We start from the raw sequence: 16,903 nt of genomic DNA, 5'->3' as shown, positions 1-16,903 counted from the left end.
TTTATAAAGCTTTTTTTCACCGCTGAGACGCGAAGAGCGCAGAGAAAGACAATGCACAACAAGACCTTTTGAATCCTCCTTTTATCCTGTCTTTGCGGCCTCTGCGCCTTTGCGGTTTAATGAAATTTTCAGTATCCGCCAACAGTTTTCACTTTGATTGAGCACTGTCCAAGACCAAAAGAATTATTTCAGACAAGAGTCGCGGAAGATTCTTAATTCAGATATCCCAGGGTTTTTAATTGGGCGGCGATGTCGGGGGGAATGTCGTCAGCGTTTGACGGCTTGGCATCGGACTCCTTGATTGCATACTGACGTTCTGAGATTGTGGCTGTGTAATGGATGTCTTTGTAATTGATTTCGGACACGATGGCGCCGGCCGGAAATGGCTCGCCAATTATGAGGGACTTGAGGCTTCGCAAGTCGAAAAGCGCTCCTTCGGTCCGGGGTTTGCCGGAAATAATCAACGGAACGCGAGTTTGCGATGGAACGGGATATGTATGATGACCCTTTGAGACATAGCCGTACTCGGATTCTCCGAGACCTTCGCCGTGGTCGGACGTGAGAATGATCCGCGTTTCAGGGTCATGCTTGAGGACGGCGGCAATGAACTGGAAAACCTGTTTGTCGGATGCGCTGACGGCTTCGGCGTAAAGAGACCCGCTTGCCGGATTATCGACGGCGGCGACAAAGCCTTCATCGGTTATCGGATAACTTCGCAGAGTAGCCCACCACTCATGAACCGTCATGGTATTTATAAAGATGAAATAGGGCGTTTTGGCTGATTCGAGAAACTTTTCGGCATTTGCGAATGCCGATTGCGGAGCAGCATTGTAAATGTACTCGTGAAACCCCCTGCTAAAGCCGAAGGGCGCAGACAACCACAGGTTTTCAACGAAACCGGCTGTTGTGTATCCTTTTTTCTGCAGCGTTTCCGGCAAGAGATCAAAGGTGGGCGCAACCTTATCGCCCTGGTTCGCGACTTTATGTTCAGACGGCAAGAGGCCGGAAAACATGGATACGTGGCTGGGAAGCGTCCAGGTCGAATTGGAATACGCGGCATTATATATTGCAGCGTTTTCCTTTGCCCATTGGTAGGTCAACGGCATGTGCTCGGCCGTGAAATGATCGGCGCGGAGGGTATCGATGCAGATGAGAACAATATTCGGTTTTTTGGAGCGCCAGAATAATATGGGCGCGGCGATTGTGACGGCGAAAACAGCGGCAAATATTATCAAATGCTTTTTCATTCCGCAGATTTTATCCCATCAATTTCGGTAAGTCAAACCTGTTCATGTTGTGGAAGATATGTGTGGAAAAAGAAGCCGCGGCAGGGAGAACCTGCCGCGGCGGGAAATCGGAGGGATCAGGAGCCGATCAGCTTTTCTGCAATCTGGACCGCGTTAAGGGCGGCGCCTTTACGCAGGTTGTCGGAGACGATCCACATGTTGAGGCCGTGCGGGATGGTGTCGTCGCGGCGGATACGCCCGACGAAGGTATCGTCGCGGCCGTCGCAGTTGATGGCGAGCGGGTAGAGCGCCTTTGAGGGGTCGTCGACCACTGTCACGCCGGGCGCCTTCGCAAGTATTTTTCGCGCCTGTTCGGGTGTTATCTCGGCGGCGAATTCGAGGTTGACCGATTCGGAATGTCCGCGATAAACGGGCACGCGCACGGTTGTGGCCGAAACTTTTATGGAATCGTCCTCCATGATCTTTTTGGTCTCGTTGACCATTTTGATTTCTTCTTTGGTATATCCGTTTTCGAGGAACACGTCGATGTGCGGGAGCACGTTGAACGCGATCTGGTGAGGATACACTTTCGGCGGGTATTTGCCGCCGTTCATCAGCGCCTTGGTTTGCTCGCGCAGCTCGATAATGGCTTTCATGCCGGTGCCGGAAACCGCCTGATAGGTGGAAACGACGACGCGCTTGATTTTGGCGGCGTCGTGCAGCGGTTTCAGGACGACCACCATTTGAATCGTGGAGCAATTCGGGTTTGCGATCACGCCCTTGTGCCGCTTGATGGCGTGCGGGTTGACCTCGGGCACAACGAGCGGGACGTCGGGCTCCATGCGGAAAGCGCTGGTGTTATCGACGACGACGCAACCGCGCTTGATTGCCTCGGGCACGTACTGCTTGCTCACGGTGGCGCCGGGCGAAGAGAGGATTATCTCGGTTCCGTCGAGATGGGCGGGGGTGAGTTCCTCGACCTTGATCTTCTCGCCTTTGAAATCGAGTTGTTTACCGACGGAGCGACTGGAGGCAAGCAGCCTCAAATCGGCCACCGGAAAATTTCTTTGTTCGACGATGCGGCGCATTTCTTCGCCGACCGCGCCGGTTGCTCCCACGATTGCGATTTTGTATCCACGTGACATAAACTTTACACCATCCTCTGCAACGCTTGTTGTGTTTGCGCAAACCCGTGTAAGAGGGAATCCTCTGCGGGCAGCCACATGGGGCCGCCCCTACGGGAAATGATCTTCACACTATCCTCTGCAACGCTTGTTGTTTCATATGGCACCTTACGAAAGCTCGTGAGACATATCTTTCGCGGGCGGCCACATGGGGCCGCCCCTACGGAATTTCTGAGAATTCAGGTGCGGCGCGGCCGCCCCTACGGCGATTGATTTCTACACCATCCTCTGCAACACCATGTTATGTTTCCGTAAACCTCAGCGCAGAATATTCTGAACGGAACCGCCCCGCAGGCGGCGGGGCGTCCCTGCCTGCCCTGCCTGATACCGAATCCAATTGTTCCTATTTTACCACAAATTCGGCCACCAAGTCGCCGATTTGGCTGGTGGAGTATCCCATTTCGCCAGCGTTCAGGCTTTTCATTTTGGTCGTGATCGTATGGATGACCGCCTCCTCAATCTTTTTGGCGGCAGCGGGTTCGCCAAGAAAATCGAGCATCATCTGACAGGCGCAGATGGCGGCAATAGGATTGATCACGCCTTTGCCGGTGTATTTCGGGGCGGATCCGCCGATGGGTTCGAACATGGAGGTCCCCTGCGGATTGATGTTGCCGCCGGCGGCGACGCCCATACCGCCCTGGATCATGGCGCCGAGATCGGTAATGATATCGCCGAACATGTTGTCGGTGACAATCACGTCGAACCACTCCGGGTTCTTGACCATCCACATGCAGATGGCATCGACGTGGGCGTAATCGGTCTGGATGTCGGGATATTCGAGAGCCACTTCTTTAAAGGTGCGTTCCCACAGGTCGAACGCGTAGGTCAGCACGTTGGTTTTTCCGCACAGGGTGAGCTTTTTTCTCTTGTCGCGCTTGCGACAGAACTCGAAGGCGTAGCGGATGCAGCGTTCGACGCCGCGCCGCGTGTTGATGGATTCCTGGATGGCCACCTCATCCGGTGTCCCCTTTCGCAGAAAGCCGCCCGCGCCTGCGTACAAGCCTTCGGTGTTCTCCCGGACGACGACGAAGTCGATATGCTCGGGTCCTTTCCCCTTGAGAATCGATTGGACTCCCGGGAACAGCTTGACCGGGCGCAGGTTGATGTACTGGTCGAGCGAGAATCGGAGGTTAAGCAGGATATTCTGCTCGAGGATTCCGGGTTTGACCTGCGGATGTCCGATGGCGCCGAGGAAGATGGCGTTGAACCGGCGCAATTCGTCTACGGCGCCCGGCGGAAGCGTCTCTCCGGTTTTGAGATAGTTTTCTCCGCCGAAACTGAAGGCGGTCGTTTCGTACTGAAACCCGAATTTCTTTGCGGCGGCACCGAGGACCTTGAGTCCTTCGGCGACAACCTCCGGGCCGGTGCCATCACCGGCAATAACAGCGATTTTGTACATGTCGAACCCCAAATACGAGGATTTTCAGCCTGAGGAAATCCCCCTTATTCACTTTGATGTTTTCTTCACCTTTCTTTTTGCGTAATTGATTAATCCGCCGGCGTCGATCAGTTCGCGCATGAAAGGAGGGATGGGCTGCGCGTGGAATTCCTTTCCTGATTTTCTGTTTCGGATAAGGCCGCTCCCCAAGTCGACCTCGATTTCGTCGCCATTGCTGATGCCGTCGACCGCTTCGGGACATTCGAGAATGGGCAGCCCCATGTTGAAGGCGTTCCGGTAAAAGATGCGCGCGAAACTTTTTGCGATTACGCACGAGATCCCGGCAGCCTTGATCGCGATCGGAGCATGTTCACGCGATGACCCACAGCCGAAATTCTGTCCGGCAACGATGAAGTCCCCCTCTTGCGCCTTCTTGACGAATTCGGTATCGGCATCTTCCATGCAGTGTTCGGCAAGAAATTTTGGGTCGCTTGATGTCAGGTACCGCGCCGGGATAATGGCGTCGGTATCGATATTGTCGCCGTACTTCCAGGCTTTGCCGCGCGAAAGATTCTTAATGGCCATTGGTCATGCCCCTGCGTATTTGCCATTTGAAAAGTTCCGGGGAAACAAGATAGTCTTTGTATCCCCGGAAGAATTCGGCGTTTATGAATTTTGCAGATTATAGCGGAATTTGCGGGATTTTTCAACTGGGCGAACCGATGACGTTGACAGGGCTAAGGGGGCGGGACTAGAATTGAATGTCTGTAAAGGGCAGTCGGCATTTCGAAGCGCAGCGGCTGTTTGTGCCGATTTGATGCGGTTTAACGGGTGCCGAGTCACCGGGAGGATAAGCAATGGGGATGATGAAGGAGTTCAGGGAATTTGCGGTGCGCGGAAACGTTGTCGATATGGCGGTCGGCATTATTATCGGCGGCGCATTCGGGTCGATTGTCAAAAGCATAGTTTCGGACATGATCATGCCGCCGATAGGGCTGCTCATGGGGGGAGTCGATTTCTCCAACTTTTTTGTTGCGCTGAAGGACGGGCAAACGAGCGGCCCCTATCTGACATTGGCAGACGCGCAGGCGGCGGGGGCGGTAACGATCAATTACGGCCTTTTTATCAACTCGATCATCAGCTTTCTGATTGTTGCATTCGCTGTTTTTCTTTTGGTCAAGGGCATCAACAATTTGAAACGCCAAGAAGCGGCTGCGCCCGCACAACCGACGACGAAAGAATGTCCGTTCTGCTTTTCTGCCATTTCGCTGAAAGCGACGCGTTGCCCGAACTGTACGTCGGAGCTTCGCGGATAAGGTTCGGGAGGCAGACTCAATCGGAGAGGAAATAGCCGGTTTTCCCTTCAATCCCGCGTGTTTTAGATCCCCACGGATTCGAGCAGCGGTTTGAGGTAGTGGACGAAGTAAACCTGATAGTAGAGATAGACGACAACGATTCCGACGATGATGGCGACGATGGGCGCAATGAATTTCGGGATCGATTCGAGGAAGACCATCGAATCTTCCTCATAGATACCGGCAACTCGTTCGAGCGATTCGGTAAAGCTGCCGGTCTCCTCCCCTATCGTCAGTACCTCGCGGACCATCGGGGTGACGAGGCGTGATGACTGGATGGCCTCCGCCAGGCTTGCCCCTTGCCGCACCGGAAGTGAAATCCTGCTCAGGCTGGCCGCGACCGCGCCGTTACCGGTCACCAGCGCCGCTCGCTCGATCGCCTCGGTCATTGGAATCGCGCTCTCGATCTGCATCGCGAGCGAGCGAGAGAAGCGGGCCATGCACAGCTTGAGGGTAATTGAACGCAGCAGCGGCAGGGAAAGAAGCACTCTGTCCCAGACGGCACGACCTAAGCGGGTGCGCGCGAAGAAGTAGTAGGCGGCCCCGAGACAAACCGCGCTGGCAACTGTATATGTGGCAATCGTCATGGCGGTTGCCCACCTGCTGGAGCTGAACAAGATCAGTATCAGGCAAAGGACGGCATAAGCCATTGTTAGTTGTATTGCCGGATAAATCGAAGCTCGCACGACCGCTCTTCTGAGTTTTAGTCGCATGTCAAAGTAGCTTGCCAGGCGCGAGAAAACCTCTTCCAGATGACCCGACCGCTCGCCGGCCCCGACCATTTCAATGAACATCGGGGGGAACATGGACGCCCGCCTCTGGAGCGCTTCACGGAGGGTTGAGCCCTGCATGATGTCGGCCTGCACTCCGTTTATCGCGTTTTTCAGGCGCCTGTCCTTTGATTCCCTTGCAAGGAGCGGGAGCGCGCGGGTCAAAGTAAGTCCGGCCCGGATGGAAATCGCTGCCTGTTTCGAGAAATTGGCGAGCGATTTCAGTTTGATCCGTCCCGATCCCGCAAAAAGTTGAGTTTTTTTGGAGACGGGTGCGTCTTTTGTGGAAGTCATGCGAACCTCAACCGATGATCAACGTGTTTACAATGGCCTTTTTCTATTGTATCACAAGGCGGCAAAGCCGCAACCAAAATAGTCGGAACACGAATTGCCCGAATTTGACGAATGACACGAATCATCATCGATTGTAGGGGCACGGCGTTGTTAAATGGCGCGACACAGGCAACAGGTATGCCACCACATGGGTAACAGGTATAGTTGTATGGGGCGGATTTGAAACCCGCCCCTACAGGTTAGGATGCAATGACGGAATGATTGAAACCGTTGCCAAGTAACGCATCAATGACTGGCTTTGAGGAGCTTAAGAAGGCGGCTAAACTCGTCCGGGAGCGGGGCGGTGAACTCCAAAGATTCACCGGTAACCGGGTGTTGAAAGCCTAGCGTTTCCGCATGAAGCATGTGCTGGCGTAGATTCGTGATTGCGTCAATCACGTTGGGTTCCATTTGTTCAAGAAATCGCTTGGGCCTTGTTCCATAGGCCGCGTCTCCGACGACCGGATGGCCGATGTAGGCCATATGAACGCGAATCTGGTGAGTTCTTCCGGTGGCGAGTATAATCCGCAGATGTGAGAGAGCGGTGAAATTTTCGATGACGGCAAAATGAGTCAGGGCATGCCGGCTCGCCGTGCCGGTAACGGCCATTCTCTTTCGATCGGATGGGCTGCGTCCGATGGGGGCGTCGATGGTTCCGCTCGATTCGGAGAACTCTCCATAAACGAGCGCGCGGTACTGCCGCTTGATTTCGCGCGCGCCGATCTGCTTGGCAAGGAGTCGATGTGCGGCGTCGGTCTTAGCCACGATGAGAAGGCCGGATGTGTTTTTGTCGAGCCGGTGAATGATGCCGGGCCGATCGGCGCCGCCGGCTCGCGAGAGAAAGGGCGAATGGGCCATAAGTGCATTTACTAACGTGCCAGATTTTGCTCCGGCGGCAGGATGCACGATCATTCCAGCCGGTTTGTTCACGATGATGAGGTGCGCGTCCTCGAAAACGATGTCAAGTGGAATGCGCTCCGCCTGCACCGCCGGCGGTTCGGGGGGTTTAATGGAAACGGTGATGATCTCCCCTTCCCGCACTTTATGGCTGGGTTTGGCCGGGTGCTTATTGACCAAGACGCAGCCTGATAGAATCAGATCTTGTGCGCGAGCGCGGGAGAGGTGCGAGAGGCAGGAGGGCAGATACTGATCCAGGCGCATGCCCGCATCTTCGGCCATAACATATAGAACTTGTTCTTGTTCAGACATTTCAGGATCTCTCAGCCAGCAATTTCCCTGCACATTCAGATGATATACGGGATGAGAAGCGAATGCAAGTCGTTATGGGCAGCGCCGAACATTTCACAATAAATGCGGTGGCGGGAATAAAGACAAAAAAATCAGGCCGCCATTTTGGGCGAGCCTGCATATGCTTTGGAACGGATACCAGCATAAGACGCCGGCATTAGATGGATTTTGGCAGCAATTCCCCTGCAGGATATTCGCCTGCTTATTTCGCGAGCAGGCAAGAATCCCCCAGCTTTCGATACGCACCGCACGTTCGGTCGGCAAAACCCAGAGTTTTGGGTTCAACCGTCTGAGTCGAGATGTGCGATTACAGGCTTAGAGCCCTCGTAAAGAAAGCGTAGGCAGCTTCCTTTTCCACGTTTTTCACGCAGACATATTCGCTGGCCAGGATAGTGAACGCCCGTTCCAGCAATATGTTTTCAGTTGTCGAGAGGCCTTTCGTCCGGTTCTTTCGATCCAGATTGCGGACAACCTCAGCCACCTGGCACAAATCGCCGCTCTGAATCTTGCGGTTGTAGGCCCTGAACCGTCGCTGCCAGTTGTCGGAGCTTTTGGACTCCTTTTGCTTGAGCACTTTCAAAACTTCGCCGAAGTGCTGGCGCTTAACCGGCCGCCTCAGTCCGGCATGATCCGCGTTTTCCTCAGGGATATAGACGGTCATGTCGAACATTATCGGCTTCAGGACGAGGAACTTCCGCTTTTGGCCTGAGAACTCTTTTCTCTCAATAGCGACAACTTCGGAAGCGCCGTGGGCAGGATGAATGACGATGTCGCCCTTCTTGAGTTGAGACAGCATCCGTTTGATCCATTTCCCCACTAACCCGTCCCGTTTCGGGTTGGTTTAGGATAGCATAAACGGCTTTCTTTTGTCAAGAGAATTTCCACCCTCGGCGGTTCAAAGAGCTACAGTATGTGGTTTTTATCGTAACGGGAGAGGAGGAAAGGCTACAGCGGGCTTTGATTTTGCCATATTCTTTAGCCTCCTTTCTTTCAACGGAGCAAATATAGGGCGCGATCAGGATATCATCAATTTTGCCAGCTCGTCGATGTCTCTGATTGGAGGAGCGCATCCCTTTTCTGTGCAGACATGTGCCGCAGGAATATCTTCGACCGGATATCTCATTGCCTTGATAAGCTGTATATCCTTAGATGGATCAAGTAATTGCACAATTTTCGCCGGCCGGTACAGGCGCTTTGCTTCATGAAGAAGTTTGCGGGCCTTTGCCTCTTTGGCGGAGCCGACGATGGTTACTTTTGTTGATCTGTCGCTTGCAAACTGGAAGGCAAGAGCGTATTCGGCTGCCATGTAACCGAGATCTTTTTCAAGCAAATTGCGTACATTTTGCTCAAAACTTATAAGAGTGGAGGCAGCAATCATGAGATATGCGGAATCTGCGGTGTAGTTATAGAGGCGGCCGAAAGTCTCGACGGCGGCCATGTTTTCGTGAAGCGGTTTGTGCCGGATTTGAGTGGCTGGCGGCATATCGCTGTCAAGCGTGGCATCGTAGAAGCCGCCGTCAGGCGCCGCGAACCTGGCGCGGGCGACCTCCATCAGCTTTTTTGCGCTTTCGAGGTATCCATGATCCGCCGTTGTCTCATAAGCGTCGAGATTGGCTCGAGCGAGACTGACGGCATCGTCAAGAAATGCCGGCGTACCCTTTCTCCCATCGCTCGGGTAATGGAGGGCGCCGCTGTCTTTGTCGAACGCGTTCTTCATGAGATAGTCCAGGCTTTTGAGGGCTATTTCGCGGAGATTCTCGTTTTGCAGAAGGTGGTAGGCTTCGAGGATAGCGGAAATCGCGCGAGCGCTCGCATTGACATATACCGTTCGATCAATAACCGGCTCGCCGTATTTTTGCCGTTCTGAAAGAGGCAGTGAATAATATGTTTCGCCCTCCATAATGATCCGGAGAGAGTGCTCGTCAAAGATGTCGGCATCCTGGCTGTTGGAGAAGCCTCCGTCGGGATTCAGGAGTTTTTCGGTGATGAACCGAATGATATTCTCCGCGGTCACCGCATACTCTTTTTTGCCTGTCAGGCGGTAGGCATCGAGGTAATTCTGAAGGCTTTCGGCGTTTACAATCAGGTTTTTCTCGTAGTGAGGCTCATTCCACTCAGGCGACACCGAATAGCGGAACAATCCGCCGGCCTCCTTGTCCAGGAGTCCCGCGCTCATGTTTTGCAGGGTTTTCTCGGCAAAAGCCAGCAGACGCTCGTCAGCCGTACGGAAGAACTGAGCAAAGGCCAGGGAAATCGGACCGGCTTGCGGGAACTTTGCGCTGTCGCCGAAGCCGCCGTGAACAGGATCGGAATTTTTCAATATGTCTTCGATGATTTCGCTGGTAAGCTCTTTCACTTGATGGGGCTCAGGAGCCGCCAGAGGGGAGACACGGGCGGCCTCTGTCGCAAGAACTCCGGCCGCTTCCGATATCCGCTTTCTGTTCTGGTCGTACCAGTTTTTTGCCTGCTTGAGGAGTTCCTTGAGTGCGGGGGACGGCAGGTAGGTGGCGCCATGCACCACAAATCCCTCATGCGACATGATGACTGTTGTAGGCCATCCTCCCTGGTTGTAGCGTTCATTGATATCCGGCCGTTTGTCGCACTCGACCCGAACCGGGACGTACAGTTGCTCAACCAACTTTCTGATGTCATGATTTCCGTAGGCTTCTTCGTCCATGACATGACACCAGTGGCACCAGGGGGCGCCGATATCAAGCAGGATGAGTTTATCCTCCCTGCGCGCCTTCTCAAAGGCCTCGGGCGACCACTCCAGCCACTGTATCTTATCCACGATAGAAACTCCTTTCGTTGCTGAGGACATCAACTCTCGAATAAAGTCTGGCACCGGCCGAAAAGAAGCGTCAACAGGGGCGGAAGAGCAGGATATGAGCGTGCGAAATTAAAGGGAGAAGAGATTCTTCGTCGCAAAGCTCCTCAGAATGACAACGTAAGTAGCCGCTTCTATTCACTTCTTTCTTTGAACAATATCCTCCAGAAATATCATCTAGTAATTACTCTACCTTCTATGAGCGCGAGGTGGCTGCTAGAGTCTGTGATATAATCGGCCATTATACACCAGGGAGGCTTCTGCGCGTTAATTCAAAGACGGGGGCAAAGGAAATGGCGGATAGTAAGAAGAAAATCGGCACAGAGCGGATACAGAACATCGTATACGGATTCAAGCACTCGGCGATTTTGTGGGCAGGGATCGAGTTGAGTTTGTTCACGAAGGTTTCTGAAGGGGCTTGTACGATTCAGGACATCGCCTCGGCGTGCGGGTTGTCGCCGCTGAATGCAGAGCGGATGGTTGTAGCCTGCACGGCGCTCGGGCTGCTGGAGAAGAAACAGGGGAAATATGTAAATGCCGCCGACGTCGAGGAATATTTGGTCGAGGGGAAGCCGCGGTATTTCGGTGCGTGGTCGCTGATGGGAAGAGCCGACTTCAGCGATTGGCTCAACCTGTGCGAGCGTCTTACGAGCCCTCAGCCGCCGTCGGTTCTCGGGATATATGAAAAGATGGGGCCCGAGCAGCACGAGATGCTTACGCGCGCGATGTTCAACGTCGGATTGGGGGCGGGGCACAAGCTGGCGAAACAGTTTGACTTTTCCAACCATAAGCTTGTGCTCGATCTGGGCGGGGGGTCGGGCGCATATTGCGTGGCGTTGTGCCGCCGATTTCCGCAGTTGCGGGCGATCGTATTTGATTTCCCGGATGTTTGCCGGGTGACGGACGAACTGATCGCGGATTCGGGGCTTTCGGATCGGATAAAGACCAATCCAGGTGATTTCACCCGCGATAGATTTCTGGAGGGTGTGGATGCGATCATGCTGAACGGCAACCTGACCCAATATGGGCCGGACGAAGTGCGGGTGATCGCGCGGCGGGCATATCAGGCGCTTCCGCCGGGCGGGGTGATGCACATAATTGCCGAGAATTTAAACGACGACAAGACCGGTCCCCTGATTGCCGCCACCTGGTCGATACACGAGGCGCTGCTGGGCAGCAAAGGCCGCGCCCATAGTGATGCCGAGGTGACCGGATATCTTGAAGAGGCCGGCTTTAGAGACGTTGCTGCAACCGAATTCGTCCAAAATATTTTGCAGCGGGTTACGGGCTGGAAGTGAAGCTGGCGAGGGCGGATATGATCCTTTTCTGGTCCTCGTCGGTCAGCTCATTGTAAAACGGCAGGCGCAGCAAGCGGTCGCTGAGGTCTTCGGTGACCGGAAAGTCCCCCTTCTCATATCCGAAACCAGTTCCCATTTCTGACAGATGAAGAGGCACGTAATGAAAGACGCTGTTGATCCCAAGCGTTTTCAGGTGCGCGATAATAGCATCGCGCTCTGCGAGAGATCGCGCGATCAAGTAGAACATATGAGCCGGATGGGCGCAGTGGCTGGGCACGACGGGAAGGCGGATTCCGGTCTGCCGTGCCCAGGAGGAAAGGGAATCATAGTAGGTGTTCCAAATCCTCTTCCGCATCGCCTGTATCCGCTCCCGCGCTTCAAGCTGGGCATAGAGAAAAGCTGCGAGGACATCGGCCGGGAGATAGCTGGAGCCGATATCGACCCAGGTGTATTTATCGATTTCTCCGCGGAAGAATCGGCTGCGGTTGGTTCCCTTTTCTCGGATGATCTCGGCGCGTTCAACATACTGCGGATCATTGATAATGAGAGCGCCGCCTTCTCCGCAGATCACGTTTTTGGTTTCATGGAAGCTGAGGGCTGACAGGCTCCCGAACGATCCGAGAGGTTTTCCGCGATATTCTCCGAACAGGCCGTGAGCGCAATCCTCGACCACCGGAAGCCCGCGGCTTTGGGCGATGCGAAGAATGGGATCCATTTCGCAGCCTACTCCGGCATAATGAACGGGAACGACGGCTTTTGTTTTCGGCGTGATCGTTTCTTCCAGCCGGCTCTCGTCCATATTGAGGGTGTCGGGCCGAATGTCGATGAACCGCGGGTGCGCGCCCCGAAGGACGAACGCATTGACAGTAGAGACGAAGGTAAAAGAAGGCACTATCACCTCATCGCCGGGCCGAATATTCAGAAGCACCGAAGCCATCTCCAGTGCGTGCGTGCAGGAGGTGGTAAGCAGAACTTTTGGAGCACCCAACAGCCGCTCCAAAAGCTGGTTGCATCTCTTGGTGAAGGGCCCGTCGCCTGAGATATGTCCACACGCGATGGCTTCACGGATATAATCGAATTCTTTGCCGACGAAGAAAGGGCGATTAAACGGAATGTGCTGCACGGATGATTTTATCCTGTCCCAATAAGATCCTTGCGGCGGATCTGCGCGTGTTACTTATCAAACCACTTGTGAAATGTGTAGGACGAGTAGCTGGGTTCGAAGCCAAGGCGAGACCAAACCTTCTGCACCGCGATGTTGGTGATCTGCGTTGAGACTACCATTCGTTCCGCCCGTTTGTCCAGGCACCACTTCATACCCTCGATCATGAGATAGCGGTAGATGCCGCGGCCTTGCGCCGAAGGGGAAACTCCGAAAAGGACGCCTTCGCCTACCTCGGGGCTCGCTAATCGCAGGGTAGCGAAACCGGCAGCGACACCGTCCAGTTCTGCTATGATCACCTGATCCGCCAGATTAGGAACAACGCAGGAGCGGCGCGCCCACGAGGTATAAATCTCGTTGCATTTGATCGGATCCAGCCTCTCATCACAATGATAATGACCTTGGTAGCCTTCAAAAGATTTTGCCGCTATCTCGGCAACCGCATCCTCCTCCCCCGCCTCGAACGGGCGAACGACGATATCTCCCGCAACGTTAGACGGAATTTGATCAGGAGACGATTTCCGCTGATAGTACATGAGGGTATCCATCAAAAGAAAGCCTTGGGCTTCCATAGTTTGCGCGGCTCGAAGTTCTGAGGTCGCACAGCGGGCAATGAGCAGGACGATCTCCTTTTTATGGCAGAAATCGAGGATGGAGTGAAGGTCTTCTGCGGTTACGTTTGATGCGCGGGCGACCCTGAATCCGAAGCGCTGCTCATCGATGGCGGACAAAGCTACATCAGCCGGCATGTTCTGTCTGTTCCTCTTTTGGACTTGCTGAAACCGCAACGGTTTCCCTGGTGACGCTTGAGGGTCGCCCCATTGCCCGGAAATACATCCGGGCGAGATATTCTCCGATAATGCCCAGCGCAAAGAGTTGTGCTCCCGAAAATATTGCGATTATCGATGCCAAAAACGGAAAGCCGGGCACGCTGCCGCCCTCAATCAGATAGCGTCCGACGACATATATCAAAATGAGAACTCCAAAAAAGGTAAAGGAAAAACCGACGAGGCTTGCGAGTTGGAGCGGTAATGTGCTGAAACCGGTAGTCATGTTGAGGCCGTGCGTGATTAATTTTCCAAGAGTGTAATTGGATTCGCCAGTGCGCCGGGGATGATGAGGAACGGCCACGGCTGCGAAGCGGGTGGTTCCCCATGCAAGCAACACATCTATGGAAACGAACGGGCTCTCATAATTGGCAAAAGCAGTTCGGAGGTCGGTCCGAAAAGCGCGAAACGCGCTCACGTCGCGGGCTGTATCGACATTCATTGCCTTGCGAAGCATGAGCTTGATAAAGCGCGAAGCGAGATTCCTCCAGAACGTATGCTGTTCGTCGACCGGTGCGCCGTATACGACATCGAAGCCGGATGCAAGCTTATCGAGCAGCTTCGGGATTTCCTCAGGCGGATGCTGCAGGTCATCGTCCATGGTGACAATGAATTCGTGACGGGCGTTTCGGATACCGCAGAGAAGTGCGTTCTGCTGGCCGTAATTTCGCATCAGGTCGATTCCGCGTATCCATTTGTACTGTTCGACCAAGTTCCTAATCACGTTCCAACTCTGGTCCTGACTGCCGTCGTTGACCAGGATCAATTCGTACTTTTCGCCTGTCGCTTCCAAGACCGGCGCCAATCGGCGAGCGAGTTCGGGAAGAGAAAACTGACTGTTAAAGACGGGAACGACGACGGAGAGATTCATTCAATCAATACCCATAGAGGGAGGGTTCTGCAATTCTGCCTTCTATTACGAATCCTATGAACCTGTTACAGTTATAATAGCAAATGATCGGCTGGCATTTCAATTCGGGAGCTTTCACGTTGTCTTCTAATCTGATCGGGTGGCGCCGAGTGAGCAAATCCGGGGGACGGGCGGTGAATGGTATAATAACGGTATGACACGGGTAGGCAGCAAGGGCTTGGTTGCAGCAATCAACAGGGCAAAGGGCAACATTTCGAAATCGAACATTCTCACTTTTTTGTTTTTTCTTTCATTTGCCTATCTTTTTGCGACAGGCGCACAATATAACGTTGCCGACGGCAGTGCTCCGTGGCTGGATGGCGATTACGGGGTACTGATCTACATCAGTGAGCGGCTCCTTCATGGCGAAATGTTGTACCGGGATTTCTTTTCCTTATACACTCCAGCCTCTCATTATCTCATTACTCTCCTCTTTCAGGTTTTAGGAGACAATCTTCAAGCTGTCAGGATTGCTCTCGCACTCACAGGAATGGCTACCGCCTTCCTGGTCTTCCATCTGACAAAGAAACTGACAAGCATAGGTGTCGCAGTGGCCGGGATGCTGTTTGCATTCATCTTGGGTCCCGTTTCCATAAATTATCCTTATCCGAGTTGGTTTTGCATCCCGCTGGGTCTGTTGATGATTTCGATTGAGCATATTGCCTGGAGAAGGAAATCGGCGGCGCTTTACTTTGCGGGCGGCGCCGTCGCAGGTCTGATCTTCTCGTTTAAGATCAACTATGGCGTCCTGGCTTTTTCGGCGCTCTTGTGCATCGAGGCGTTCGAGTGGATGTTTGATTCGGAGGCGGCAAATGAATCAAGACCGCAAAGGCTTTTCTCCTCTGCAGTCGCAATTTGCTTTCTGCTCTTGCTGCCATTCGGCTCGATCGTCTTGATCAGGCATGACCTGTTGTTGAGGAATATTGCCGTTTTCTTCGTAAGCGCATTTTTGGTTTTTCTGGCGGGAATATGCTTGCTGGGCTTACAACTGAAGAAGAAGCTCAGTATCAGAATAAAGCCAGCGCCGATGCTGTATTCGGCACTGGGGTTTCTGCTGGTTACAATTCCATGGGCGGCCTATTTTTTGAATAGGCTAGGACCTGACTGGTTTTTTGATCGGTTTCTTTGGGGGCTGTCGAAGTATTCACAAATCCGTCTGCAGCCGATGCCTTTACCGGCGCCGGAAGGCTTGTTGCTGTTGCTCGTTTTTCTCTTGCAGGGGTTTTTGTTCCTGACGAAAAGGGTGAACAAAATTGGCAAGTGGGCGTTCTTCGGTATTTTATGGTTGACGGAGTTGCTTCTTGCATACAAGCTGGTGTTCTATCTGAGGACGGAGGCGCTTCCGGTAGGGCAGATTTACAGCAAATGGGGATTTTCGGTGGTGAATTACGTGCCGCTTGCGGCACATATCGGCATATTTTTCTGCCTGTTGAAGGAGTTCAGAGAACCGAAGAAACCGCATGCGCTCAATAGAACGCACCTGCTGCTGGGATTATGGGTTTACTCAATAGCGGCATTTCATACTTTTTATCCCATAATGGAGGCCTACCACCTCATATGGAACATGATTCCGGTGGTCATTCTGGTGTTGGTTTTTTTGAGTCGTTCGGTTGATTTTTGGAGGAAAGAGCAAGCATCAGTCTTTTTCGGCGACAAACTATTGCGGGGTATTTCCGCTTCGATTGTTCCTCTGTTTATCGCGGCCTTCTTCGGGCTTCCGATGCTGAATTTTTTTGTGAAGATAGAGCTTTTCCCGCCCCATATCGCGCCGGCGAGATTTGATGAAATTGATTCGGCGCGGGCGGGGATCGTGATGCCGGAGGAGCAGGCGCACGGGATGAATGGAGCGCTCAGGTTCATAGCTTCACAGACATCTCCGGATGAATACATCCTTGACGGAACCGGCTCTCTGTTTTACTTCCTGAGCGACAGGCAAAATCCTACGGGCTGGTTTTATTATGAGACCGTTTTGCTGACGCCGGCTGACATAATCCAGTACAAGATGAGTGTGGAGCAAAGGAAGCCCCGAGTAGCCGTGACCTCTTATGCATCTGAAATTCACCTCTCACATTCCCTGCCCGAGATCTACGAGTACTTTTTGACAGAGTACAGACCCATAATGATGTCTGGGGATTACCGCCTGTGGGTGCTGAAGGATTCATGAAGTGTTTGCAGGTTCATTGTGATGGCAGGGAGAGATTTGCGAGGCGCTGCGGGTTGTGAAGAAAAGCCGTGGGGCCTCTAGCGAAGGGCCTTGGTTAATCCCGCGAGGCGCGGGACTCTACTGACTGAGAGTGGTCCTGTACATAGCGTCTGGGGCCGCGTTTCTTGATCTGCCTTTCTCTAACGACGGCTTCGGAACGGGTTTGGAATTTTTCAGTCAGA

General features: G+C 53.4%; 14 protein-coding genes. 3 read left to right on the top strand and 11 right to left on the bottom strand.

Annotated features, from left to right (window positions below; all coding sequences use genetic code 11):
- Positions 1-212 precede the first annotated feature (212 nt).
- The 4 genes from C4520_06025 to leuD form a co-directional block, all read right to left on the bottom strand.
- The gene (locus tag C4520_06025; protein ID RJP23511.1) at positions 213-1,247 is read right to left on the bottom strand and encodes a hypothetical protein; all 1,035 of its coding nucleotides are present in this window, start codon (positions 1,245-1,247) and stop codon (positions 213-215) included.
- A 116-nt stretch (positions 1,248-1,363) separates the two neighbouring features.
- Complete coding sequence (locus C4520_06020) at positions 1,364-2,371, bottom strand: aspartate-semialdehyde dehydrogenase (GenBank protein RJP23510.1); 1,008 nt, start codon at positions 2,369-2,371, stop codon at positions 1,364-1,366.
- Positions 2,372-2,753: 382 nt separating this feature from the next.
- Positions 2,754-3,809, bottom strand: a complete 1,056-nt coding sequence (locus C4520_06015) for a 3-isopropylmalate dehydrogenase (protein RJP23566.1) — start codon at positions 3,807-3,809, stop codon at positions 2,754-2,756.
- 48 nt (positions 3,810-3,857) lie between these two features.
- Positions 3,858-4,373 carry a 3-isopropylmalate dehydratase small subunit gene (gene leuD / locus C4520_06010; protein RJP23509.1) on the bottom strand — a complete coding sequence of 172 codons (516 nt, stop codon included), beginning with the start codon at positions 4,371-4,373 and terminating at the stop codon, positions 3,858-3,860.
- 278 nt (positions 4,374-4,651) lie between these two features.
- Between leuD and mscL the strand changes: the two genes are divergently transcribed.
- Entirely contained in the window at positions 4,652-5,104 is a 453-nt protein-coding gene (gene mscL / locus C4520_06005; protein ID RJP23565.1) for a large conductance mechanosensitive channel protein MscL, read from the top strand.
- A gap of 62 nt (positions 5,105-5,166) precedes the next feature.
- On the opposite strand, the gene C4520_06000 is transcribed toward mscL, so the two are convergent.
- The 4 genes from C4520_06000 to C4520_05985 all read right to left on the bottom strand — a co-directional run bounded on the left by C4520_06000 (position 5,167) and on the right by C4520_05985 (position 10,315).
- Positions 5,167-6,207 carry a type II secretion system F family protein gene (locus C4520_06000; GenBank protein ID RJP23508.1) on the bottom strand — a complete coding sequence of 347 codons (1,041 nt, stop codon included), beginning with the start codon at positions 6,205-6,207 and terminating at the stop codon, positions 5,167-5,169.
- Positions 6,208-6,492: 285 nt separating this feature from the next.
- A complete protein-coding gene (locus tag C4520_05995; protein RJP23507.1) occupies positions 6,493-7,455 on the bottom strand; it encodes an RluA family pseudouridine synthase in 963 nt (320 codons plus the stop codon).
- Positions 7,456-7,801: 346 nt separating this feature from the next.
- Positions 7,802-8,290 carry a CarD family transcriptional regulator gene (locus C4520_05990; GenBank protein RJP23506.1) on the bottom strand — a complete coding sequence of 163 codons (489 nt, stop codon included), beginning with the start codon at positions 8,288-8,290 and terminating at the stop codon, positions 7,802-7,804.
- 219 nt (positions 8,291-8,509) lie between these two features.
- Positions 8,510-10,315, bottom strand: coding sequence for a thioredoxin domain-containing protein (locus tag C4520_05985; protein ID RJP23505.1), 1,806 nt, complete (start codon positions 10,313-10,315; stop codon positions 8,510-8,512).
- Between the two features lie 299 nt (positions 10,316-10,614).
- Here C4520_05985 and C4520_05980 point away from each other — a divergent pair, with 299 nt between their 5' ends.
- Entirely contained in the window at positions 10,615-11,619 is a 1,005-nt protein-coding gene (locus C4520_05980) for a methyltransferase domain-containing protein (GenBank protein RJP23504.1), read from the top strand.
- Here C4520_05980 and C4520_05975 read toward each other — a convergent pair.
- The 3 genes from C4520_05975 to C4520_05965 are packed head-to-tail and all read right to left on the bottom strand — an operon-like array spanning position 11,603 to position 14,479.
- On the bottom strand, positions 11,603-12,754 hold the full coding sequence (locus C4520_05975; protein RJP23503.1) for a dTDP-4-amino-4,6-dideoxygalactose transaminase: 1,152 nt from the start codon (positions 12,752-12,754) through the stop codon (positions 11,603-11,605). The genes C4520_05980 and C4520_05975 overlap by 17 nt on opposite strands.
- Before the next feature lie 38 nt (positions 12,755-12,792).
- A complete protein-coding gene (locus tag C4520_05970) occupies positions 12,793-13,530 on the bottom strand; it encodes a GNAT family N-acetyltransferase (GenBank protein ID RJP23502.1) in 738 nt (245 codons plus the stop codon).
- Positions 13,520-14,479 (bottom strand): glycosyltransferase, encoded by a 960-nt coding sequence (locus tag C4520_05965; protein RJP23501.1) that lies wholly within the window; start codon positions 14,477-14,479, stop codon positions 13,520-13,522. Before C4520_05965 ends, C4520_05970 begins: the two co-directional genes overlap by 11 nt.
- A gap of 193 nt (positions 14,480-14,672) precedes the next feature.
- Here C4520_05965 and C4520_05960 point away from each other — a divergent pair, with 193 nt between their 5' ends.
- A complete protein-coding gene (locus C4520_05960; protein RJP23500.1) occupies positions 14,673-16,682 on the top strand; it encodes a hypothetical protein in 2,010 nt (669 codons plus the stop codon).
- The last annotated feature ends 221 nt before the right edge of the window (positions 16,683-16,903 follow it).

This window comes from Candidatus Abyssobacteria bacterium SURF_5, from assembly GCA_003598085.1.
In the GTDB taxonomy this organism is placed as follows: domain Bacteria; phylum Abyssobacteria; class SURF-5; order SURF-5; family SURF-5; genus SURF-5.
This window is presented reverse-complemented; position numbering and strand designations above follow the sequence as displayed.